This window comes from Neobacillus niacini, assembly GCF_000759675.1.
In the GTDB taxonomy this organism is placed as follows: domain Bacteria; phylum Bacillota; class Bacilli; order Bacillales; family Cytobacillaceae; genus Neobacillus; species Neobacillus niacini_A.
The window spans coordinates 558,025-582,417 of sequence record NZ_BAWM01000020.1 but is presented as its reverse complement, the minus strand read 5'-3'; the positions used below and the strand labels follow the sequence as shown (position 1 = coordinate 582,417).

At 36.5% G+C, this 24,393-nt stretch carries 15 protein-coding genes and 1 pseudogene; all 16 read left to right on the top strand.

What is annotated here, in order from left to right:
• The first annotated feature begins 16 nt into the window (after positions 1-16).
• Positions 17-574 (top strand): signal peptidase I, encoded by a 558-nt coding sequence (locus TR08_RS12525; protein ID WP_193747729.1) that lies wholly within the window; start codon positions 17-19, stop codon positions 572-574.
• Positions 575-604: 30 nt separating this feature from the next.
• Positions 605-1,381, top strand: a complete 777-nt coding sequence (locus tag TR08_RS12520; protein WP_045518495.1) for a hypothetical protein — start codon at positions 605-607, stop codon at positions 1,379-1,381.
• Between the two features lie 912 nt (positions 1,382-2,293).
• The gene (locus TR08_RS30295) at positions 2,294-8,113 is read left to right on the top strand and encodes an Ig-like domain-containing protein (RefSeq protein ID WP_052427446.1); all 5,820 of its coding nucleotides are present in this window, start codon (positions 2,294-2,296) and stop codon (positions 8,111-8,113) included.
• A 12-nt stretch (positions 8,114-8,125) separates the two neighbouring features.
• Positions 8,126-8,224: pseudogene (locus TR08_RS33905) on the top strand (hypothetical protein); the annotation flags it as partial.
• 3 nt (positions 8,225-8,227) lie between these two features.
• The gene (locus TR08_RS33900) at positions 8,228-8,356 is read left to right on the top strand and encodes a hypothetical protein (protein ID WP_081954458.1); all 129 of its coding nucleotides are present in this window, start codon (positions 8,228-8,230) and stop codon (positions 8,354-8,356) included.
• Positions 8,357-9,142: 786 nt separating this feature from the next.
• On the top strand, positions 9,143-13,576 hold the full coding sequence (locus TR08_RS12510) for a discoidin domain-containing protein (RefSeq protein ID WP_045518494.1): 4,434 nt from the start codon (positions 9,143-9,145) through the stop codon (positions 13,574-13,576).
• Positions 13,577-13,786: 210 nt separating this feature from the next.
• A complete protein-coding gene (gene agaV, locus TR08_RS12505) occupies positions 13,787-14,284 on the top strand; it encodes a PTS N-acetylgalactosamine transporter subunit IIB (protein WP_045518493.1) in 498 nt (165 codons plus the stop codon).
• Entirely contained in the window at positions 14,277-15,050 is a 774-nt protein-coding gene (gene agaW / locus TR08_RS12500; protein ID WP_052427445.1) for a PTS N-acetylgalactosamine transporter subunit IIC, read from the top strand. Before agaV ends, agaW begins: the two co-directional genes overlap by 8 nt.
• On the top strand, positions 15,040-15,906 hold the full coding sequence (locus tag TR08_RS12495) for a PTS system mannose/fructose/sorbose family transporter subunit IID (RefSeq protein WP_202964967.1): 867 nt from the start codon (positions 15,040-15,042) through the stop codon (positions 15,904-15,906). The genes agaW and TR08_RS12495 overlap by 11 nt, the downstream gene beginning before the upstream one ends.
• 28 nt (positions 15,907-15,934) lie before the next feature.
• A complete protein-coding gene (gene agaF, locus TR08_RS12490) occupies positions 15,935-16,357 on the top strand; it encodes a PTS galactosamine/N-acetylgalactosamine transporter subunit IIA (RefSeq protein ID WP_045518492.1) in 423 nt (140 codons plus the stop codon).
• 965 nt (positions 16,358-17,322) lie between these two features.
• Positions 17,323-18,054, top strand: coding sequence for a GntR family transcriptional regulator (locus TR08_RS12485; RefSeq protein WP_045518491.1), 732 nt, complete (start codon positions 17,323-17,325; stop codon positions 18,052-18,054).
• Between the two features lie 829 nt (positions 18,055-18,883).
• Entirely contained in the window at positions 18,884-20,035 is a 1,152-nt protein-coding gene (locus tag TR08_RS12480) for a Gfo/Idh/MocA family protein (protein ID WP_045518490.1), read from the top strand.
• Positions 20,036-20,066: 31 nt separating this feature from the next.
• Complete coding sequence (locus TR08_RS12475; RefSeq protein WP_045518489.1) at positions 20,067-20,765, top strand: YesL family protein; 699 nt, start codon at positions 20,067-20,069, stop codon at positions 20,763-20,765.
• Between the two features lie 54 nt (positions 20,766-20,819).
• Entirely contained in the window at positions 20,820-21,791 is a 972-nt protein-coding gene (locus TR08_RS12470; RefSeq protein WP_081954457.1) for an ABC transporter permease, read from the top strand.
• Positions 21,792-21,808: 17 nt separating this feature from the next.
• Positions 21,809-22,687, top strand: coding sequence for a carbohydrate ABC transporter permease (locus tag TR08_RS12465; RefSeq protein WP_081954456.1), 879 nt, complete (start codon positions 21,809-21,811; stop codon positions 22,685-22,687).
• A 57-nt stretch (positions 22,688-22,744) separates the two neighbouring features.
• Positions 22,745-24,334 (top strand): extracellular solute-binding protein, encoded by a 1,590-nt coding sequence (locus tag TR08_RS12460; protein ID WP_045518488.1) that lies wholly within the window; start codon positions 22,745-22,747, stop codon positions 24,332-24,334.
• Positions 24,335-24,393 lie beyond the last annotated feature (59 nt).

Sequence of the window (24,393 nt, the reverse complement as noted above, 5' to 3'; positions counted from 1 at the left end):
TGTTAGGAGCAAAATTATGAAAAGAAAAATAACAAAATGGCTTTCAAATGCTATTTTACTTATTTTTTTTCTATTAACTGTCTATATCGGTGTTACGGTGTATCAATCTAGTAAAAATTCCGGCAGCTTACCGCGTTTTTTTGGATACACACCATTAACGGTTCTCTCTAATAGTATGCAGCCGCATCTTCAATCAGGAGATCTTGTATTTATTAAAAAAGTAGAATACGAAGATATAAAAGTAAATGATGTTATAACCTTTAAAGAATCAGATACAAAATTCATTACACATAGAGTAATAGATGTTAAAGAACAAGAAGGACAAGCTGGTTTGGTAACAAAAGGTGACAACAACAATGTTGAGGATTCTATGCTTGTCACGAAGCATCATTTCGTTGGAAAACAAGTAGCTGCAATACCTAAACTCGGATATGTATCCGATTTTGCAAGCGGTCCGATCGGGTTTTTGCTGTTAATCACCATTCCTCTCACAGGCTACATCTGTCTAACGGTTTTTGAACGTCTTGCCCGAAAAGAAAAACAGCATACGAATGAAGAAATTGTATCCAAATAAAAAGCTATATTAAGTGGGGGGAATTATTTTATGAAAATCGCAAAAGCAAAGAAAGCGTTATTAGGTACAACCCTTGCAGGTGCAATTGCAGTTGCAGCAAGCTATGGAACATATTCTTGGTTTACTTCCGAAACAACGGCTAAAGGTGAAATCACAAATGCAATTGTGCAGCTTAATAATGGTAAAGATATGAAAGGGAATCTTGTTGCAGCTGGAAATTTTGCACCATCACAACTAGTATTTGGAGATTTTCTAACTATTGATAACACAGGGACGGTCGATACATTCTTACAAGCAAAACTGCATCAATCATTAGATAAACCTCTTTCATTAGATACGTACAAAGTGGGTTATGTTGCACTTAAATACAAAGTGAAACCAACAGAAGAAGTATTAAAAGAATCACAAATTAAACTAGAAGAATTATTCGAAGGAACTACGAATGAAGTAACTGCGAATAAAGTAACTGCGAATAAAGTAACTGCGAATAAAGTAACTACGAATGAACTAACTCGTTCATTAGCTTCGGGCGAGTCTGTTGAAATTGCAGAAGGAGTCGAAATCATTGCAGGCTTCCTACCAGAAAAGTCGGCTGCAGCTGTTGGCGAAAAAGAAATTCTTTTGGGTGATGGTGCAGAATCAGGGGAAGACAACAAATTCTGGAATTTAGAAGCAGATGAATACATTGATATTTCATTTGGCGTAAAGCTTGATGAGTTAGCAACGAATGATTATCAAGGTGTAAAATACTCTGCTAATCTATCTGTTAAAGCTAAACAAAAAGACGATGGTGCTTTATACGAGTAATGTAATGATCAAAAGTGGTGAATTTCAATAAAATAATGTTATGGTTACCATAATGTTTCTTGATTTTACAATTTACTCGTAAAAACTTAAAGTTTTAATATGAGCTGCCTCAGCCAAGAACACGAAAAGATAAGGCAGAGAATACAAGTAAAGCGAAAAAGATTGTGGTGAAAAAATAAATTAGGTCTGTATTTATTTTTGATCAGATGAGAAACTCATCTGATCTGTTTTATTTAAATACTAAGAGGGGTGTAGTTAGGGAAATGCGTAACTACCACGCTAATTTTCGATAAAGATATTAGTTCAGCTTTTAGAGAGTCATTAATAGACTTTGGTTGGGCGATAGAGGTTTTTGTTCAAAACTTAACCGCTTAACCAAAATAGCTATCGCTAACTAGGAATTAAGTATAAGTGCACCTGCACATCATGCTTCACCACAGGGCTTTACCAAATGCGCAAGTTTTCTTTACCCAGATTAAAATAGTCCAGAAATTCGCAAGATAATACAGATAATTCCGTCTCTGTTAACGATTGCTATTTTTTATAATGATATTGTAACCGTTTTCTAATAAAGTGAGGGGGATGAAAAGTTTAAAAAGAGTTTATGGGTATCTTTCGTTTTAATTTTTTCATTAGTTCTTTCCGCCTGCAGCAATTCAAATTCAGGCGATGGTGGAGGGGACATTAAGAATGGATCGAAAAGCTTGAAATCTTTAACTTGTGGACCGGAGCTGGGGAAGAGGATGTTTCACTCAGTTGGGAGATCGAGGTTGAAACGGATCCTAAAGGGAATAAAAAGGCTTAAGGAGTTATAGGTTCTTATTGCCTATGAAAACGAATGCATAAATTATTTAGTCGAAACCTACTGAATATAAAAGATCAGTTAATAAATTGATGAATGGAGCTAAAGGTATGAAGTTTAATAAGATATTAAGCTCAGTTATAGCTGCAGTAGTAATTACAACTTCTTCAGGGATAACAGCATTGGCAGATACTATAGCAAGAGATAATAGTGGAATAGTTAGTACTATAAATAATGAATCACAAAGAACTATATCATTTAACGATGATTGGAAATTTAATTTAGGAGATGCAGCAGGAGCGAAAGAAAAAGTTTTTGATGATAGTGAATGGAGAAAGTTAACGTTACCTCATGATTGGAGCATAGAATTAGATTTTAATATAGATTCTCCAGGACGCTATAATGGGGGATATCTAGATGGTGGAATTGGCTGGTATAGAAAGAGTTTTGTACTCCCTAAGGAAATGGAAGGGAAAAAAATAAGTATTAACTTTGGCGGAGTATACATGGATAGTTATGTTTATGTAAATGGAAAGCAAGTAGGTAATAATCCTTACGGATATACTCCATTTTCATTTGATATAACAAATGATTTAATATGTGATGGTGTTACTGAAAACGTTATAGCTGTAAAGGCGACAAATCAGCAGCCAAGTAGTAGATGGTATTCAGGTAGTGGTATATATAGAGATGTAAACCTTACCGTGACTGAAAATGTCCATGTTGCAGAGTATGGTACTTATGTAAATACACCAGATTTAGAAAATGAATACAAACAAGGCAGAGCTAAAGTTAATATTAAAACAGACATTATGAATGAGGAATCTACAGATAAAGAGGTAAGTGTTAAATCAGTTATTTTAGATGCTAAAGGAAATAGCGTAGCGGAAAATGTAACTACTGAAGTAGTTAGTGCAGGTGCTAATAAGAAATTCAATGCAGATGTAACTGTTGAAAATCCAATACTTTGGGGAACTGAGAAGCCATATTTATATAAGGTGGCTACTACTGTAATTATTGACAATCAAACAGTAGATGAGTATGAAACAGATTTTGGTATGAGATGGTTTTATACGACATCTAATGATGGTTTTTTCTTAAATGGAGAGCAAATGAAGCTTGAAGGTGTATGTATGCACCATGACCAAGGTTCTTTAGGAGCTGTTGATAATAAGACATCAATAAGAAGACAGGTTAAAAAGTTAAAAGAGATGGGAGTAAATTCTATAAGAGTTACTCATAATCCTGCTTCACAACACTTAATAGATATTTCTAATGAAGAGGGAATTCTTCTAATAGAAGAAGCTTTTGATACTTGGTATGGTGGAAAGAATCCATATGATTATGCAAGGTTTTTTGAGCAAAAATCAATTCATGGAGATATGACTTGGGCAGAATATGATATTAAGCAAATGGTTAATAGAGGAAAGAATGCTCCAAGTATAATGATGTGGTCATTAGGAAATGAGATATGGGAAACAAGTCAAGCAAAGGGGCTGGAAGTAGCAAAAAATCTTCAGAAGTGGGTTAAGGAAATTGATACTACAAGACCTACAACTATGGGAGAAATTGCATTTATGGGGGATGAAGGACCTCATGAAAACGTAGCTGATATTATAGATGTTGTAGGCTTTAATTATGCTGAACATAATTATGATAAATATAAAGAAAAACATGAAGACTGGATAATGTACGGTTCAGAGACCTCTTCTGCTGTAAGAAGTAGAGGAGTATATGCACATCCGGAAAAAATTGGTATAGGTGATAATCATCCAGATTTACAACAATCTTCTTATGATAATGATCGTGTTGCTTGGGGTAAAACAGCAGAAGCATCATGGAAGATGAATAGGGATAGAGAATATATATTAGGAGAATATATTTGGACAGGCTTCGATTATATAGGAGAACCAACTCCTTATTATGGTAAATTTCCATCAAAATCTTCATACTTTGGTGCTATAGATACAGCTGGATTTGAGAAGGATGCATTCTATTTCTATCAAAGTCAATGGTCAGATGAGCCAATGGTTCATTTATTACCACATTGGAATTGGGAGAATGATGATAGTATAAAGGTTGATGGAGATAAGATATTAGTATATGCATATACTAATGCTAATTCTGTTGACTTATATTTTAATGAAGATGTAACAAGCACTGATTTAGGTAACTTAGTAGAAAGTAAAGCATATGAAGTTACAAATGCAGGTTACAATGGAACTTATAAAGAGACTAAGGATGGTAAGCTTCACTTAGAATTTAGAGTGCCTTACAAACCAGGTAAATTAACTGCTGTTGCAAAGGATCAAAATGGTAAAGAAATTGCAAGAGATGTAGTTAAGACTGCTAATGATGCTAAAAAGATTGATTTAAGCGCAGATAGACAAGTTATAACTGCAGATGAATATGATTTATCATTTATTACAGTTGATGTAGTTGATGAAAATGGAACTTTAGTTCCAGATGCTGATAACTTAATAAATTTTGACGTTAAAGGTAATGGTAAAATTGTTGGTGTTGACAATGGTAATGCTGCAACTGCTGAGAGATATAAAGATAATAAGAGAAAAGCCTTTAGTGGTAAGGCTTTAGTTATTGTTCAATCAACAAAAAATGCTGGTTCATTTACATTAACAGCAACAAGTCCGGGACTTTCTTCTGATAACACAACAATATACACTGTACCGGAAGAAGAATTAAGTGAAAATAAGATTCTTGGATATGATGTAAGTGATGTTACAGTACTTATTAATGGGGAACTAAAACTTCCAGAGAAAGTAACAGGAATTTATTCAGATGGAAGTAAAAAAGAAGTAGATGTTATGTGGGATTCAGTTCCAGAGGATGCTTTAAAAACTCCTGGAATATTTAAAGTTAATGGAACTGTAGTAGATAGTAATATTCCAGTAAGTATTAAAGTAATAGTTAAAGATATTATTGGTATATTAGATTCTAGAATGTTATTACCTGTTGGAAAGCAAGATAAACTTCCGACAGAAGTGTCAGTAGTAAGTAATGATGGAAGTATAGAAAAGTATCCAGTAACTTGGGAGAGAGAGTTAACAGCAGAGGATGTTGATTCAGCTAAAACTGTTACAATAGAAGGTAATGTTGAAGGAGTAGAGAGTTTAAAGGCTAAAGCTATTGTAGTTGTATCTGATAATTTTAAAGAAGCAAATATAGCATTAAATGAAGGTAAGACATATCCAAGAGCATTTGATGGATTTAGTCTATATGATAGTGTAAATAATATAAATGATGGTATAGTTTCTAAGGTTAGTCAACCTAAAAATAGATGGACAAACTGGGGGAAACCTGGAGGAAACTATGATGAATATGTTGGTATAGAGTTTGATAAAGAATACTCTATAAGTAAAATAGGAATTTCACTATATACTGATGGTGGAGTTGCTATTCCAAGTGAGATTTTAGTTGAATATTGGAATGGTAATGAATGGGTTGGAGTTTCTAATCAAAGTAAGACAACAGGATTTTCAGCAGAAGGCACAGAAGAAATTACTTTTGATGAAGTAGATACAACTAAAATAAGAACTTTATTAAAAGAGGATACTGTAGCTAATAAGGCAGTTGGTATTACTGAATTTTATATTTATTCTAATGTAGTAGAGAGTGATGGTACAGCGTTATTAAGTGATATTAAAGTAAATGATGCTAGTATTGAAGGGTTTAATGGGAACACCAATCAGTATGCAATTAATCTACCATATGCTTCAAAGGTACCAGTAGTTACAGCTACTGCTAAGGATACTGCAAGTGTATTTGTAGTTCCAGCATTAAATGTTGATAGTAACGCTACTGTTATGGTTACAGCAGAAGATGGAAAAACTAATAGTTATATAGTTAATTTTTCAGAAGGTGATCCACAATTAACTTCAGCAACAATAGAATTATCTAAGAAGGATATAATTGAGGATGATATTGTTGATATTATAATAGAGGGAACATTAGAAGATGATTCTTCAATTGGCAAAGATCAAATACAAGCTAAATATAACATATCTTCTAAGGATTCTGGGGAAGCGAAAATAGAAAATGGTAAGTTATATGCTTATACAGAAGGAACAGTAATTCTAAATGCGGAAGTAACTTATAAAGGTAAGACTGTTAGTACTGAAGATATAGAAATAAATATTGGAAAGAATCCAGCTGAGAAGACGATTATTTCATATGAAAAAGTAAATGTAGAAACGAATAAGGGAGTTGCACCAATATTACCAGAAAAGGTAAAAGCAATATATGATATTGGGTTACCTAGAGAGGTAAAGGTTACTTGGGATAATATAAAGGAAGATTCTTATAATAAGTACGGGGTATTTGAAGTAGAAGGAACTGTTGAAGGACAAGCATTAAAAGCTAAGGCTAAAGTGGTTGTTAAGGGGTTATCAGCAGTACAAAATGTTTCACTTGCAACTAATGTAAAGGTGGAACCAAAGCTTCCACAAACGGTAAAGGCTTACTATACAGATGGAACAATAGTTGATCTTCCTGTTACTTGGGAAGATTATGATAAAGAGTTATTAAGTAAAGTTGGAACTTTTGCTGTAAATGGAACAGTAGAAGGAACAGATAAAATTGTAAATGCAAGTATCAGAGTAACTGATGTAACTGTAAAAGGTATTAACTTTGCTGGAACAAGAGTAGGTTTCGATTTGGCAATGGCAATAGCTTCATTTACAAATGAACCAAATGATAAAATTAAAGCTGTAAATGATGAAATGATAAATGGTAACAGATGGACTAATTGGGCAGACAATTCAAGAAGTGATGATTGGGTTGGCGTTATCTTCGGAACAGATGTACCAGAGGATAAATATATAAATAATCTAGAAGTTAATTTCTTTGAAGATTGGGGAGCCAATGTTCCAGAAAGCTTTGAAATCCAATATTATGTTGGAGATAAGGTTGTTCTACCAAGTAGACCATCACAGGTATTAATGGAGCCAGAAAATCCATTTAATGATGATAAAAATTGGGTAACTGTAACAAATTTAGTTGCTAATCCAAAGGTAACATCATCAACAGATACAAATTATTATACTTTTGATATGGTAAAGACAAAGTCATTAAGAATAAAGATGAAAGCTAAGCCTGGTAAATGTTTAGCAATAGAAGAAATGCAAGCTTTTGAACAGAGAGTAGTGCAAAATCCAGATTTCGCTGTAAATGGAATAAAGGTTAATGGGTCAGATTTAGAGAGCTTTGCAGCTGATAAATACAACTACACAATTAAATTAGCTGCTAATGAAGAGTTACCAGAAATAACTGTAGATGTAACTAATAATGCATCATCATCTGTAGTTTATACTGTAAATAATTCAGAGAAGCTAGATATTATTGTAAGATCTGAAAATGGACTTAAAGAAGTTAAATATGGAATAGCGATAGAAGTCGAAAAAGATGTGACAGCTCCAGGAAAACCGATGGTTAATGAAGTAACGGATAAAGATACCTCTGTAACTGGTGAAGCGGAAGCTGGATCCCTGATCGAAGTAAAAGTAGATGGAACCGAAATTGGAACTGGAGAAAGTGGATCAGACGGGAAGTTTACGGTAACCATTCCAGTACAAAAGGCGGGCACTGAATTAGTTATATCGGCAACCGACAAGGATGGAAACGTAAGTGAAACCACAACAGTAACGGTAAAAGATGTGACCGCACCATCAAAACCAGTGGTAAATAACGTAACCAAAAAAGACACGACTGTAACTGGACAAGCGGAAGCAGGTTCAAAGGTAAAAGTGAAAGTCAACGGTACCGTTATAGGCACAGGAACCGCTGGAGCGGATGGCAAGTTTTCTGTTTCCATTCCAGTACAGCGAAAAGGTACCGAATTGATCGTATCGGTAACTGACCTTGCTGGAAATAGTAGTGAAGGAACGAGAATTGTTGTTACATCCAAGTTCTAAGGCTGGGTAAAAGAAAACGGAATAACGTATTACTATGATCTTAAAACAGGTGAAAAAATCAAAGGCTGGTTTAAAGAAGGGACAACCTCGTATTACTTTGATCAGTCTGATGCCATGAAAACCGGCTGGCTGAAGTCAGGGTCAAAGTGGTACTACTTTACTACAAGCGGTGCCATGCAGACAGGCCAGGTAAATACTTCTGGCAAGTGGTACACTTTTGATAAAAATGGGGTTATGAAGTAAGACCTCGGTTCATTTAGAGTGTAAGACTATATGTAAAAATAGGAATCTCTTACAAGGGATTCCTATTTTTTAAACCAAAATCCATGGTGACAGTTCTTTAAGTGGACAATCGGAAGTTTTGCGCGTGAAAAGGGAAATAGTACATTATTCTTCGTCTAAGAGCTTGCCAATCGGCGAGTTTTCTTTACCCAGACTAAAATAGTCCAGAAATCCACAAGATAATCCAGAAAATTCCGTCTCTGTTAAAGGTTTCTATTTTTTATAATGATGTTGTAATCGTTTTTAAATAAAGTAAGGGGGATGAAAAATTGAAAAAGAGTCTAGATATCTTTCGTTTTAATTTTCTGGAATGGATCTCTTATGATTATCATGCAGTATGCCCAACGATGGGCTAAATTGATAAGAGACAACACATCCCTCTAACATCATCGACGAACATTTCTCAATCTCAAATTCCCTATCAATATAGATTTTACGTAATCTTTTATTGTATCAAATTTCATTTCTCATTATACGAAAACCACAAATTAAGGCTCTATGAAGTTCTTACTTAATTACGCTTATATATTTAGATATATAAATATATAAAAAAATATAGAAAGGATGGTGGAGATAATAAAAGTTATCCTCAATAGGACAAATTGCAAGTTTTTGAGTTTTTAAGGGGCTGTCTTTCTTTTCTTCCAATTGGATTCACTAAGAATTGTATAAGCCAATAAGCCATAAGAAGAATTAAAGACAATCGGAATTTCATTTTAGGAAGACCACTACAATCGGAGGTAGAGTATGCTAAGACGTCAGGCTAGGTTTAAAAAACTGGTAAGCTTGTGCTTATCAGTGGGTTTGTTGTTTTCTATGCTTCCAACAGCATCTGCTGTTGGAACTGAAAAGGACTATTCAATTAATAATGTTTCTGCCAATCAAACCTATAAGACTATAGGAAAAGTAGCTAAGATTTCGAAAGAACAAAATAACGTGTACTTGGACTTAGAAACAGGAGAAAAATTAAAAATTAACTTCCTAAAAAATAATGTTTTTCGATTGCATTTGGATCCAAAGGGTGTTTTTGAAGAATATCCAACTCCCAATAAACCTGAGCATGTGACGAAAATTATCGACAAAAATGTCAGCGATTACACAAAGGAATATGGGGAAATTGACATTAAGGTTGATGAAAGAGATAACAATGTCTATAAAATATCTACTAATGCTTTAGAGTTAAGAGTAGATAAAGCTACTTCAAAGATGAGCCTGTACGATAAAAAAAGAGCAAAGATTCTTTGGAGTGAAAGTGAACCGCTAAAACATTCAAGCGGAAGTACTGTTCAAACCCTCGATACAAAAGAAAGTGAATATTTTTATGGTGGAGGTCAACAGAATGGGTTTTATGCCCATAAGAATAATTCCATCAATATTGCAATCGGGGGAGGTTGGGATGCAGGTGCTGCATCAAGCCCAGTCCCTTTCTATTTAAGTACTGAAGGCTACGGAGTCATGCGAAATACCTTTATGCCAGGCGTTTATGATTTTACCAAAACGTCAACCTTTACTCACAGTGAAGATAGATTTGACGCTTATTATTTTGTAGATGATTCCCTTCCAAACATCATTGATGAATATACAGAATTAACTGGGGAAGCAGCCCTTATGCCAAAATATGGTTTCTATTTAGGGCATGCTGACTGTTTTAATGGAACTCATAATGGTCATAAGGACCAACGAACACTCCTGCAAAAGGGGTTTGATACATTAAATCAATATGTTGAGAACGATATGCCTTTAGGATGGTTTTTGCCAAACGACGGATATGGATGTGGTTATAGTGGATTGGATAATTTGGAGCAATTTGTTGATAAAGCAAATGACCAAAAAGTAGAGGTGGGCTTATGGACAGAAAGCAATCTCGATCCAGACCCTAATTTACCAGAGGATAGCCCTTTACGCAGAGACCTTGACGGAGAAGTTAAAGCTGGTGTAAGAGCAATAAAGACAGATGTTGCATGGGTTGGGCACGGATATTCCATGGCCTTAAATGCCACACGCCAAGCAGCTGAAGGAATCCAAAACGAGGAAAATTCAGGCGGTGCACGTCCATTCGTTATTTCGCTAGATGGGTGGGCCGGTACACAACGTTATGCTACTTTATGGTCAGGCGACCAATATGGCGGTAATTGGGAGTACATTAGAATGCATATCCCTACTTACATTGGCGCGGGTTTATCAGGAAATCCTAATGTCGGTTCAGATATGGATGGTATCTTTGGCGGAGACGCAAAAGTACAGACACGTGATTTCCAATGGAAAGCATTCACTCCTATCCAAATCGATATGGACGGCTGGGCATCGGGAGGCACTGATTATAGCAAGTCTAAAAATCCGTGGAATTATGGTGAGCCATACGCGTCGATTAATAGATTGTATCTAAAATTAAAGTCACAAATGATGCCTTATATCTACACAATTGCTGAGGAATCAACAGCAAAATCCATGCCAATGGTTAGAGGGATGATGTTAGAATATCCCAATGATCCTTATACGTATGGGACTGAAACGCAGTATCAATATATGTGGGGTCCGAATCTATTAGTGGCTCCAATGTATGATGGAAACTCTAATGCTGCTGAAGTAAGGAATGATATTTATCTTCCAGATAAAAAGCAAATTTGGATCGATTATTTTACAGGTGAGCAATATCAGGGGGGTTCAGTTCTTCATAATTTTAGTGCTCCACTATGGAAGACTCCTGTATTTGTTAAGGCTGGTGCAATTATTCCAATGGCACCAGAAAACAATTCTATTAATGAATTAAATGGTTCGGAAAATAGAATATTTGATGTTTATCCATCGGGAAAATCAGAGTTTACTTTATATGAAGATGATGGTAAAACCGTTGAGTATAAGGAAAGGAAAAATACAACAACGAAAGTCACTTCAAAGGTAATCAAGGAAAAAGCTGTTATAACCATTAATACCGCTAAAGGAAAGGGCTATAAAGGTATGGTTAAAAACAGGGGCACAGAAGTGATTGTCAATACACGTGTAAATCCAAAGGATATAACGGTTAAGGTTGGGAACAAAGATGTTGCATTAAGAAAAGTTACGAATGAAGAGGAATATAACAACTCGGAAAACGTGTACTTCTATAATGAACAGCCCAACCTGAACAAATATTCTACAAAAGGCTCGCCATTTGAACAGACTGACATTATTACATCACCAAAACTATATATTAAGGTGGGCAAAACAGATATCACAAAAAACAAAATAACTTTTACAGTTGATGGCTTCGATAATACTCAAAAGAAGGATGTAGTAGATAAAGAAGTACCAACTATTCCATCAGGGCTTACAGCAGATGAGGCCAACATTACTGATCGAGATATTAAATTAAATTGGAACAAGGTTGATAGTTCGAATATAACCTATGATTTAATGATAGATGGTATTGTTCATACAAATGTGTTTAAGTCTAGTGATAGTCAGCAAGCACCATATTATCTTCATACAGGTTTAACATCTGATACAGAGTATTCTTATCGAATAAGAGCAACGAATACAAAAGGGTCATCCGGCTGGAGTGATGAGATCAAAGTAAGAACAAAGCTTGACCGATACAGAAATGTCCCTAAGGATATTACGGCAAAAGCAAATAGTGAGCAGCCAGGGGAAGAAGCATCTCTAGCTGTCGATGGAAAGGATGAAACAATGTGGCATACAAGATGGGGAGATGAAGGGAATAAACTGCCACATACCTTTGAGATTGATATGAAGTTAGCTTATGAATTAGATAAGCTTGAGTATCTTCCAAGACCAAATGCAGGGAATGGGACAATATTAAAATACAATTTAGACGTAAGTCTAGATGGCAAAACGTATAAAAATATCATCACTGATGGAACATTTGAGAGAAATAATGAAACAAAAGTCATCGATTTTATGGATAATATTACGGCAAGGTATATTAAGTTAACCATTACAAACTCTGTAGGCGGCTTTGGCAGTGCACAGGAATTCAGACCATACAAAAAGGATAAAACAGAAGGGTTTGTTGTAGGAGAGAACATACCTAATGGTGTCATTGATGAAGATGACCTACTCTTCTTTGCAAGCTATATGGGTGTCGATCAAACAGATACTGCTTGGGGACAGGTATCAAGGGTTGATATTAATTTCAATGGTGTAATAGACGCATACGATTTAATGTATGTATCATCACAATTGGGTCAAAACCCACTTCAAGCAACAGGCAGACCGGTTGCCGGATTATTGGATATTAGACCTAGTAAGCTAGAGTTAAAAGCAGGAGAGGAATTTTTAGTAGAAATAATCGGGGTAGGATTAAAGGATATTAATGCATTCAACTTAGAGCTAAAGCTAGACCCGAACAAGTATGAATTAGTAAAAGAGTGTAAGCCTGACGGGACCTGTGGTGAAAATATAGTTTCAGCTTCCAATGAAACTGCTAATATGTTAAATTACTCCTCACTTGCGGGTATTGGAAAACCTGAACAACGAATTATGGCTGCATTTTCCAACAAAGGAACTCAAAATACTTTAGAAGGTACGAAGACTTTAGCCACGATTAAGTTGAAGGCTAGGAAAGATATTCAATTTGATATCCCGATCACCAGATCCTTACTGATTAATACAGCCTTTAACACCATTGATAAAATCGGAGAGGTTTTAAATCCTGGCCAAGAACCTGGAGAGGTTGAACAACCACAAGAGCCTATGGAACTACAATTATCGGATAAAGATATGACGGTTACTGGTGAAGAGGAAAAGATGCAGAGCGGTGCAGAAGCTTTTGCCAAGCTGATTGACGGTGAGATAAGTGAAAGTTCATTGGCGGAATTGAAATGGAGTCTCACTGGAAATGAAGGAATTTCACTGCCGTTATCCATTGATTTTAACTTTACTAAACCACAAGAATTGACTAAATTTATCGTTTATAATCGCCCGCAATATACGAACGGCAAAATTAAAACACTAAGTGCCAAAGCCTATACTGAAGCAGGAAAGGAATATGATTTAGGCGCAAAAACTGTTCAATTTGACGATAAATCGGTCATTTTCGACCTTGCTGAAGCTGCGATACCTACTGGAACTAAATTTACAAAGTTATCGATTAACTTTGAGGAATCGCACAGCGGGCCGCTTATGCTGTCTGTTGCAGAAGTAGAGGTTTTTGCAAAGAATCCTGCTTATGTAGCTAAATAAAAATAAAAGTCTCTTATTACTTTAGTGATGTTAGGGTTAACCCATTAACCCTAACACCCAATCTTTATTATATTCAATTTTTGGGTTATTCAATTCGATTCATTTGGGAATAGCTCCAGATAACCCATCACCATCTGGAATGGTAAACCGGGTTGTTAAAGGAGTTAATATATATCCAATTCATCAATCATTTTACTAGGGGGTAATATCATGCCGAATATTTTGCTAACAAGAATCGACAACCGATTGGTTCATGGTCAAGTAGGAGTTACATGGGTTAATCATTTAGGAGCTAATTTAATTGTCGTTGCAAATGATGAAGTGTCTGAAGATGAGGTACAGCAGGATTTAATGGAAATGGTTGTTCCGGGGTCAATCGGAATTCGCTTTTTCTCAATCCAGACAACCATTGATGTGATTCACAATGCAGCAGATGAACAGTATATCTTTTTAGTTGTAAAAACACCACAGGATGTGTTGCGGCTTGTGGAGGGAGGCGTGCCAATTGACGAGGTAAATATTGGGAATATGCATTTTTCCCAAGGGAAAACACAATTATTCTCCACCGTTTCCGTTGATGAAGATGATAAAGAAGCCTTTAGTAAGCTCCGTGACTTGGGAGTGAAACTTGAGGTACGCCGTGTTCCGGATGAAAGACCAGATGATATTTATAAACACTTAAAGAAAGAAGTGAGAAAGAATGGATAATCACATACTGCTTCAAGCTTTATTAGTTGCCATATGGGCTGGAATTGCAGGAATAGACCTGTTTAACGGGTTGTTCCACATTCACCGGCCAATTGTAACCGGTGTTATTATTGGCTTGATTTTTGGGGATTTAAAAACAGGGGTTATGACAGGTGCTGCCATTGAGTTAGTGTGGGCCGGAATGGTGCCGCTCGCTGGGGCACAGCCGCCAAACGTTGTTATTGGGGGAATAATCGGAACGTCGTTTGCAATTCTGACAGGACAAGAGCCAAAAGTGGCAATCGGTATTGCTGTTCCGTTTGCAGTTGCCGTTCAGGCATGTATCACCCTTATGTTTACTGCTTTTTCGCCGGTTATGCATAAAGCTGACCAATATGCACAAGAGGCGAATACAAAGGGAATTGAACGAATCAATTATTTAGGAATTCTTACATTATTTGTATTCTATTTCGTTATTGCTTTTTTACCAATTTATTTTGGCGCAGATGCTGCCAAAGGGGTTGTAGAGACTTTACCAAAATGGCTTATTAGCGGCCTTGGTGTTGCTGGTGGAATGATGGCCGCAATTGGTTTTGCGATGCTATTAAAAATTATGTTGAAAAAACAATATGTTGCCTTTATGATCGTTGGATTTATTTTAGTCACATATATGAACATGCCAGTCATTGCTGTTGCTTTAATTGGGATTGCCATCGCGCTATACGATTACTTCAAAGCAAATTCTGGTGATGGATCAGTGAGAGGGGTTGCAAAACGTGGAATCTAAACAAGTAGTAACGACAATAAACCATACGAGCAGTCCGGATTATTATCAAAACGGTGCCACAGAACAGGTCGTGACCAAAAAAGATTTAAACAAGATGGTATGGCGCTCCCTTTTACTTCAAGCGTCATTTAACTATGAAAGAATGCAGGCCGCAGGATGGTTATATTCGATTTTGCCAGGTTTGAAAAAGATTCACAAAAATAAGCACGATTTAAGTGAATCGATGAAAAGTCATATGGAATTCTTCAACACGCATCCATTCCTTGTAAACATTATTATGGGGATTGTCCTCGCAATGGAGGAAAAGAAGCAAAACCGAAATACGATTAGAGCTATTCGGGTAGCCATGATGGGACCGCTTGGAGGAATTGGTGATGCCCTTTTCTGGCTGACCCTCCTTCCCATTTGCGTTGGTATAGGTGCTTCACTTGGGCAAGATGGAAACCCAATGGGGGCAGTGATCTTCCTATTAATCTTTAACGCAGTTCATTTTGCGCTCCGATTTGGATTAATGCATTACGGTTATAAAGCCGGAACAAATGCGATCAGTTCTTTAAAGGAAAATACTAAAAAAGTAGCACATGCAGCATCAATTGTAGGGTTAACAGTTGTTGGCGCATTGATTGCCGCATTCGTAAGGTTAGAATCAAGTTTAGTGATCCATGCTGGTAAGGCAAAAATTGCCCTGCAAAAGGATTTACTCGATAAAGTCATGCCAAACCTATTGCCTTTAGCCTATACCTTATTAATGTACTATCTATTAAAAAAGGGATTTTCTCCAGTTAAGCTAATTATCATTACCGTTATCATCGGTATTATTGGTAAAATTCCATTTCCTTTTGGAACCATTTTATAAAATTTGGCATGTTAGGAGGCTTTTTAAAATGAATGGTTTGATCATTAGCGGTCATGGATCGTTTGCAACGGGTCTTCGATCTTCGGTAAAACTAATCGCTGGAGATCAACCCAATGTGGAATACGTGGATTTTCTTGAAAGCGATTCAACAGGCGACCTTGAGAAAAAGCTGTTTGAGGCTTTTTCAAGATTACAAGAATGTGAATCTATCTTAGTCTTATGTGATTTAGTTGGCGGTTCACCGTTTAAAACGGCTGTTTCGCTTACGAATGGGAAAGAAGGTTCTGCTGTGGTTGGCGGAACAAATCTTGCGATGGTCATCGAAACTGCTTTACTAAAGGACGGACTCCAAATCGATGGATTAAGAGATTTAGCGATCAATACTGGTAAAGAAGCGATTAAAGGTTTTCAAAAGTCGGAACGTCCAAGAGTCAAAGAGTCGGGCATATAATGAAAGCGATAAAGGGTAGAACAATCTATAAGTCTAACAATTGTGACTCCCACGCACCGATAAGGAATATGATAGAACGGAACTACAACTGAATATTGTAAGGGTGGATAGGTTGTCGGTCTTCTTTCCTTGAAAATTAAAACATTTAATGCGGACGGATTCGGCCGCATTAAACGTTTTAATATTGTTGGGTTAACCCTTCAATTTACGGTGATATAATAGAATTACTTAAAACAATCTAACTTTTATTCTCATAATCTAGCTTCTATGAGTTTTTCTTTTGTTTTAACTTATACCAACAACCCGACGTTACAATTGGTTTTTTGGAAGAAAAACTCGTCTTCCTGATTACATCAATTTTTTAAAACAGATGAGCAGGAAGCAAGGAGTCAATAAAAAACCTTAGAAGCTGTAATTGCAAAAGCTGAGGCAATAAAGCTTGCTGCTGCAAAAGCAGTTGCTGCCAATACAAATGCTACACAAACTTAGGTAGACAAGACACTGACAGAATTGCAGGAAGCCATTAATGGTTTACAGAAAAAAGTACAATCAGGCGATAAGGTTAATGCCAAGGAGTTAGAAGCGTTAATTAAAAAAGCAAAAACTATTTTAAAAGAAACAGCTATATCTTGCTAATAAAAGAAAGAGAATAATTTAATGAAGTGAGCACTGTCAAGTAGCCAGTAAAAAAAGCGAATTAAGTAGCCTGAGTCTTCTAAATTCAATAGGACTCAGGTTGTTTTATTTTTTCTGGAACCGTTCGTGATTATAGAATTTTCTATATTGTTTTACGGCAGATATAACTTCTTCAGCTGTACGGAAAGAGTAAAGAGTTTTTGACCATTGAAAATTAAGTAGGTAAAAATAATTTCAAAGATCTATATGCTTGTTGGGTTGACACTACAATCGGCGGTGATATAATTTGTTAAAAGAATGTAAGTATGTTTGAAAGGTGGGCTAATTATATGAAACCACTGCAGCATGAAAGTGTAATCCCGCTTTATCACCAACTAAAGGAACGGTTAACGGATTCGATTGATAAAGGACATTGGACACCTGGAGATAAAATCCTATCGGAAAATCAGTTAATGGACCACTTTGGTGTGAGCCGTAACACGGCCAAAAAAGCGATTGAGGAGCTTGTGCAGGAAGGAATCCTATACCGAATCCAAGGAAAAGGAACCTTCGTGGCAAAACCGAAATTGCAGCAGTCATTGATGGGTTTCTACAGCTTTAGCAAAGTATTAAAAGAAAAAGGATTAAATCCTAAGGATATCATTTTGAAAATAGAAGAAGTCAAACCGACTTCAAAAATACGCGAAGCGCTTCAACTTGGAGAAGATGAGTATGTCATTGAAATGAAACGCCTTCGCTGTGCAAATCATGAACCGTATATTTTGGAATCATCTTTCATTCCGAAAAACGTGGTTTCAGATACGGAGCAGCTTAAAAAAGTTGGCGAAATTTCCTTATATGATTTGTTTTCACAACAGTTTAATATCGTAGTAACGAGAGCAAAAGAGGCATTTGAACCCGTCCTAATTCGTCCTGACGAAAGTGAGTACCTTCAAACGGAAGAAGGACGCCCAGCACTGTTACTTGAACGAACAGCCTTTGATGCTAATGGTTTGCCTGTTGAATTTTGCATATCCATTGTACGAGGCGATCGCTGCCGTTTTTATACGGAACTAACATAATTGTTTTAAAACTCATAGCATATGTCTATGAGTTTTTTTTTAATTTTATAAAAATAAAAACTCATTTCAACTTGATGGGTTGACAGGTCATTATATTCTGGTTCAACTAAGTCTCGCGCAAATGAGAAAATGGAAAATTATTGTTCTGTAATTAAAAAAGCAATATTTCTAAAAATTTGGACAATATATTTATTGTTTCAGGGTTTCAATAATAGTAATCTATAAGAATAAGTAGATGGTAAATACTTGCCTCTAATTTTGGTTTATCTTGCCTATTTGCAGATATCGCTTCTGAATATGCCGCTAAGCTAACATAATACGTTGAATCACTCATAGTATTTTGTCTATGAGATTTTTATAAAGTCTACTTATACCAACAACCTGTTAACCACTTGAGTAACATAGAAGAGAAAATTAAACTTCGGATAAAAATCATTTGCCATTTGAATTAGTCATTCGCGAATCATCTAAAATAAAACGGAACTAAGAGGTTCTTTTTTTAATTACTTTCAGGAAAACGTTTAGATGAAAAAGTGGAAAACAACCATTAAAAAGAGGAAAGACATTTTCTAAATTAGGGGAAAAGTGTAAATATAATCAAGAAATCACGCAGAATTCTTATTTGCTAAATGATAATCTGTAAGATTAGAAAATGGATAACTAGTTATAAAAGCGATTATAAAGAAATAGTCTTCTTAATTCGTTTTCCTTTTTTTTAGGAAAACGTTTAGATATTAATAGGAAAATAATTTGCTGATGCTCTAGGGAAGTGGATCACCTAGAGTAAACCATCAAAAGTAGCAAGTCAAAAAATAGGAGTGAATTACAAATGGAAACTGTAAGAATTGGTATCATCGGTGCGGGACTTCGAAGTGGTATCGCGAAGTACTGGCACAATCCTGGTGGGAAATCTGTTGTTGTCGCTGCTGCCGATGTTTCAATGGAAAGATTGAAGACATTTCAAGAAAAGATTAATGAACATGCTTACATTACTACAGATTATAAAGAGCTTTTAGCCCGCACGGATGTGGATGCAGTCGCTATTCTTTCACCAGATCATTTGCATGAGGAGCATGCTATCGCGGCCCTTCAAGCAGGAAAACATGTCTATTGTGAAAAGCCATTAGCGATCACAGTTGAAGGCTGCGATCGGATTATTGAACAAGCAGAAAAATCAGGAAAACATTTAATGGTTGGTTTCAATATGCGCTATATGAGCATGTATCAAACGATGAAAGAGATTATCGACTCCGGTGTGATTGGCGATCTTAAAGCTGTTTGGGTAAGGCATTTTGTTGGATTAGGCGGCTACTACTATTATCATGACTGGCATGGAACCGCCCAAAACACTACTTCACTGTTGCTGCAAAAGGGTTCACATGATCTCGATGTCATCCATTGGATTACAGGAAAATATACAAAAAGAGTTTCTGCTTTTGGCGGTCTTGACTACTTCGGAGGGGATAAGCCCAATCACCTAACTTGCCCTGCTTGTGAAATAAAAGACACTTGCCCGGAAGCGAGTCTACATACGTTAACACAATGTGCTTTCCGTGAAGAAATCGATGTTGAGGATAATAATATGCTAATCATGGAGCTTGAAGGCGGGATTAAAGCATCGTACTTACAATGTCATTTTACACCAGATTATTCTAGGAACTATACCTTTATTGGGACTAAAGGCAGAGTTGAAAACGATGATGTAAATGAAAAGGTATACGTCAAGACAAGAAAATCCAACTCCTGGAACGAATTTAGCGATATCACCTATGACATGAAAAAAGAACAGGGCAGCCACGGCGGCGCCGATCCGAAAATCACGAATGATTTTGTTAATCTCGTGTTATACAACAAACAACCTTTAACCTCACCTATTGCAGGAAGAATGAGCGTTGCAGTTGGCTGTGCAGCAACTGAATCCATCCGCTCCGGTGGTAAAGTGGTAGAAATCAGTCCAGATCCAAGCATAACGATTGTTTAAACTTCTATCCTTAAGAAAAGGAGAATGATAGATGGAAAGTAACAGTATGATAGGGAAAATTTTTCATTTTGCTGAAAAGGTCATGAGAATCGCACAATTTCAATTACTCTGGGTAGTATTTTCTCTTTGCGGAGGAGTGGTCTTAGGGATCATGCCCGCTACCGCAGGTCTATATACGGTATTACGCAAATGGATGCAGGGAAATGATGAACAACAATCATACGTAAAAGTATTTTGGACTGCCTTTCGGAAGGAGTTCTGGAAAACCAATGTATTAGGCCTCATGCTTACGATTATTGGTTATCTCATTTACTTAAACTTTTCGCTAATTCGCATATCTCAAGGCGTGTCCTATTGGCTTCTATTAATCTTTGTTTTTATGCTAAGTATTTTATTTTTTATTCTTCTATTATATATCTTCCCTGTTTATGTACATCTTGAAACTAAGTTTAGTAGATACTTTAGCCTTTCAATATTAATAGGTATTGCATTCCCTTTTCATACACTTCTTATAGCAATTGGGTACTATGTAATATATTTGTTGTTCATAAACGTACCAGGGCTTATTCCATTCTTCGGTATTAGCCTGTTCTCGACACTTTCCATGTGGGTGTCAATGAAGGTATTTAACAGTATGGAACAGACAAAGGAAAGCGATTCAATGAACAAACAATTAAGTTTAAAAGGGTTATTTCAGAAAAATTTAAAGCCTGTAACAAATAACAAATGAAATTTATGGTCAAATACTTGAGCCAAAAATATTTGAAAGGAAGTGAAGGAGAGAATGGAAGATTTACAAAGAACACCAGAATTAATAGGGGATTTAAACACAAATGTAACCATCCAACCAAAGAAAAGTATCCTGAAAAGAATGTGGAAAGAACGTTATTTATATCTATTGTTATTGCCGGGTCTTCTCTATTTTATTATCTATCGGTATATCCCTATGGCTGGGAACATTATTGCTTTTCAAGATTTTAGCGCTTTTCAAGGTTTCTTCAATAGTGAGTGGGTCGGACTAAAGCATTTTAGAACGATTTTTGAAGATCAAGAAGTGATTCGGGTACTGTGGAATACGTTATCCCTATCTTTTCTTCAAATCATCTTTGCCTTTCCCATTTCTATTATTCTAGCAATTATGCTAAATGAAGTGAGATCCAGTATATATAAACGAGTCATCCAATCGATCGTTTATCTTCCTCACTTTTTATCGTGGGTCGTTGTGATCGGTATTGTAACGATTTTATTAAAATCAGACGGAATTGTTAATAAAATCATTGGCAGCGCTTTCGGTATGGAACCGATCGCCTTTTTACAGGATCCCAGCTGGTTTATGCCATTGGTAATTCTTGAGGTCATCTGGAAGGAGTCTGGATGGGGGACCATCATCTTCCTTGCTGCATTATCTGGAATTAGTCCAAGTCTTTACGAAGCTGCTGCTGTTGATGGAGCCAACCGCTGGCAGCAGATATGGCATATTACACTGCCTGCGCTAAAAAGCACCATCATAATTCTATTAATTCTACGATTAGGTAGTGTACTAGATGTAGGTTTCGAACAAATTTACTTAATGTTAACTCCTTTCACAATGGAAGTTGGAAACGTGCTTGATACCTTCGTCTATTTAAAGGGGATTCAAAATTCTGACTTCAGTTTTGCAACAGCAGTAGGATTGTTTAAATCTGTGATTGGATTAATCTTAATTGTCGGTGCGAACCGATTAGCAAAACGATTCGGCGATCAAGGAGTCTACTAAGAAATGAGGGAGTATTCGTGCTAAATAGTAGAAAACCATCAGAGAAAATAGTTGATATGACCAATGTCATTCTTCTTGCTCTTATCGCACTGACCATGCTGTTTCCGTTTTATTATATGTTTGTTGTTTCCTTTGCAACATATGAAGAATTTGTAAAAACGGATTTGCTGCTATTTCCAAAGACATGGGTGCTAGATGCATATGAATATATTTTAGGTTCTAAAGAATTCATCCGTTCTCTTGGAGTGACCATTTATGTTACGGTAGTTGGAACATTAGTTAGTTTAATGCTGACGGCTATGATGGCCTATGCACTCTCTAGAAATATTCTTGGCCAGAAATTCTATGTATTTCTCGTATTATTTACTTTTGTATTTGGTGCGGGAATGATTCCAACCTATATGATTGTTCAGGCAACAGGTTTAATGGACTCATTATGGGCCTTAATTATTCCAGGCGCGATAAGCTCATTTAATTTAATTGTCATGAGGCAATTTTTCATGGGCTTGCCGATGGATTTAACGGAAGCTGCTATTATCGATGGAGCCAATGATTTGCAGATTTTCTCAAAGATCATTCTCCCATTATCGAAGCCTGCATTAGCCGCCTTTGGCTTGTTCTATGCTGTTGGAATTTGGAACTCCTATTTTACCGCACTTCTTTATTTGAGTGATCCGGCTAAATGGACAGTTCAAGTCGTACTCAGGCAGATTGTCATTTTAAACCAAGGAAATTTACTTGACGCTGGTATGCAAGCGGGTATGGATAATCCTCCGCCGGCAGAGACAGTTGGTATGGCTGCCATTCTCATTGCAACGATTCCGATCTTGATAGTCTATCCATTTCTTCAAAAGCATTTCGCGAAAGGAGTGATGCTTGGTTCGGTAAAAGAATAGCATTCATTCTGTTTGAAAGTTTTTAAAAGAATAATAGTACAAGGGGGAAATACTTAGATGAAACGTTTCATGTCCATTACTTTATCTACTGTTCTGTTAGCAGGTGCACTTGCTGCCTGTTCACCAGGCGGTGAAAAATCTTCAACTAGTACAAAAGATGGAAAAGATAGTAAAATTTCAATCAGTTGGTTTGATGGGACGTGGGAGACACCTGTACCGGAGCCTGGAAACGAAGCAGTGAAAAAAGTAAATGAAAAGTTCAACGTGGATTTTCAGCCACAATACATTCCATTTGATTTGTATACAGATAAGCTAACCGTAAAAATGGCTTCAGGCGATATCCCTGATGTTGTCGGGACAGAAGCGGCAGATGCAAACTTTGTGAAGTGGTCGAATCAAGGTGCCTTTTTACCATTAAATGATTATGTAGATAAGTATGAAACCTTTAAAGATATTCCACAATCTGTCTGGGACGTGGTATCCGTGGATGGGAAAAAATACGGAATCCCTCTTTATTTCCCATCTAAAGGGGGCAAAAAGCCGGTTATTAGACAAGACTGGCTTGATAAGCTAGGGCTAGAGATGCCGACGAACTTTGAAGAATTAACAGAAGTAGCGATTGCTTTCGCAACGAAGGATCCTGATGGTAATGGCAAGAATGATACAGTAGGGCTGGGACTTGCGAAAGGGTTGGTATATGACCCAAGCTTTGGCGTTTACTGGGGCAACTCTTGGTATCATGAAAATAAAGATGGTCAATTAATTCCAGGACAAATTTCCGATGGAAGTAAAGAAAAGGTTACCTATTTGAATGAAATGTTTAAAGCAGGAGCCATTGATAAAGACTGGGCGATTAAACCTTATAATGATGTATTTAAAGAATTTAATGCAGGGAAAGTCGGAATTTGGTATGAACAACCTGGAAATGACAAAGGTTCACAACCACAAAGTCTGGATTTAGCTACTTTAAGAAAATCTGTTCCAGATGCTAAAATTGCAGGGATTCCTCCTTTTACGGCTCCTGATAATTCCCAAGGTTTTGCAGGAGGAAGCGGGTATTATCGGATTTGGATGCTAAGCGCCGAACTGAAGAACGATCCGAAAAAGGTCGAGAAAATATTAGAAATGATGAATTATATGGCTAAGTATGTACCAGCAGAAGAACAAACAGCTGATAACGAGTATTTTGATTGGATCATGGGTGGATCTGGTAAAGGTTATAACATTGTCGATGGTGCCCCGCAGTTAACAGAGGAATTTAGCCAAGTTGCTCCAATTGCTCTTTTCAACCAGAAACAAGGCGGATGGGACATGGATGATCAATCCATGCAGGACTATGTTAAACAATCCAAGGCACCAGAAGCAAAGGAATTCAATACACTTATGGGTGAAATGTTAAGTAATACTGATTTTTATATCAGTCCTGTAGGTCGTATCCATTCTGATGCTTATAATGAAAAGAACGCTGCATTAACTGAATTTGCAACCAATGAGTTAACAAAGATGGTTGTTGGACAAAGACCTATTTCCGAATGGGATAAGTATGTTGACGAGTATTTAGCTAAAGGCGGAAAAGATGTCATTGCGGATGTTAACAAACTGATAAAAGAAAACAAAATTAAAGGTGAATGGGTTAAAGCAAAATAATCAAGGTGCAAATGGTCCCCTGAAAAGTTTCGGGGGATTGTTTTCATAAAAATATACAT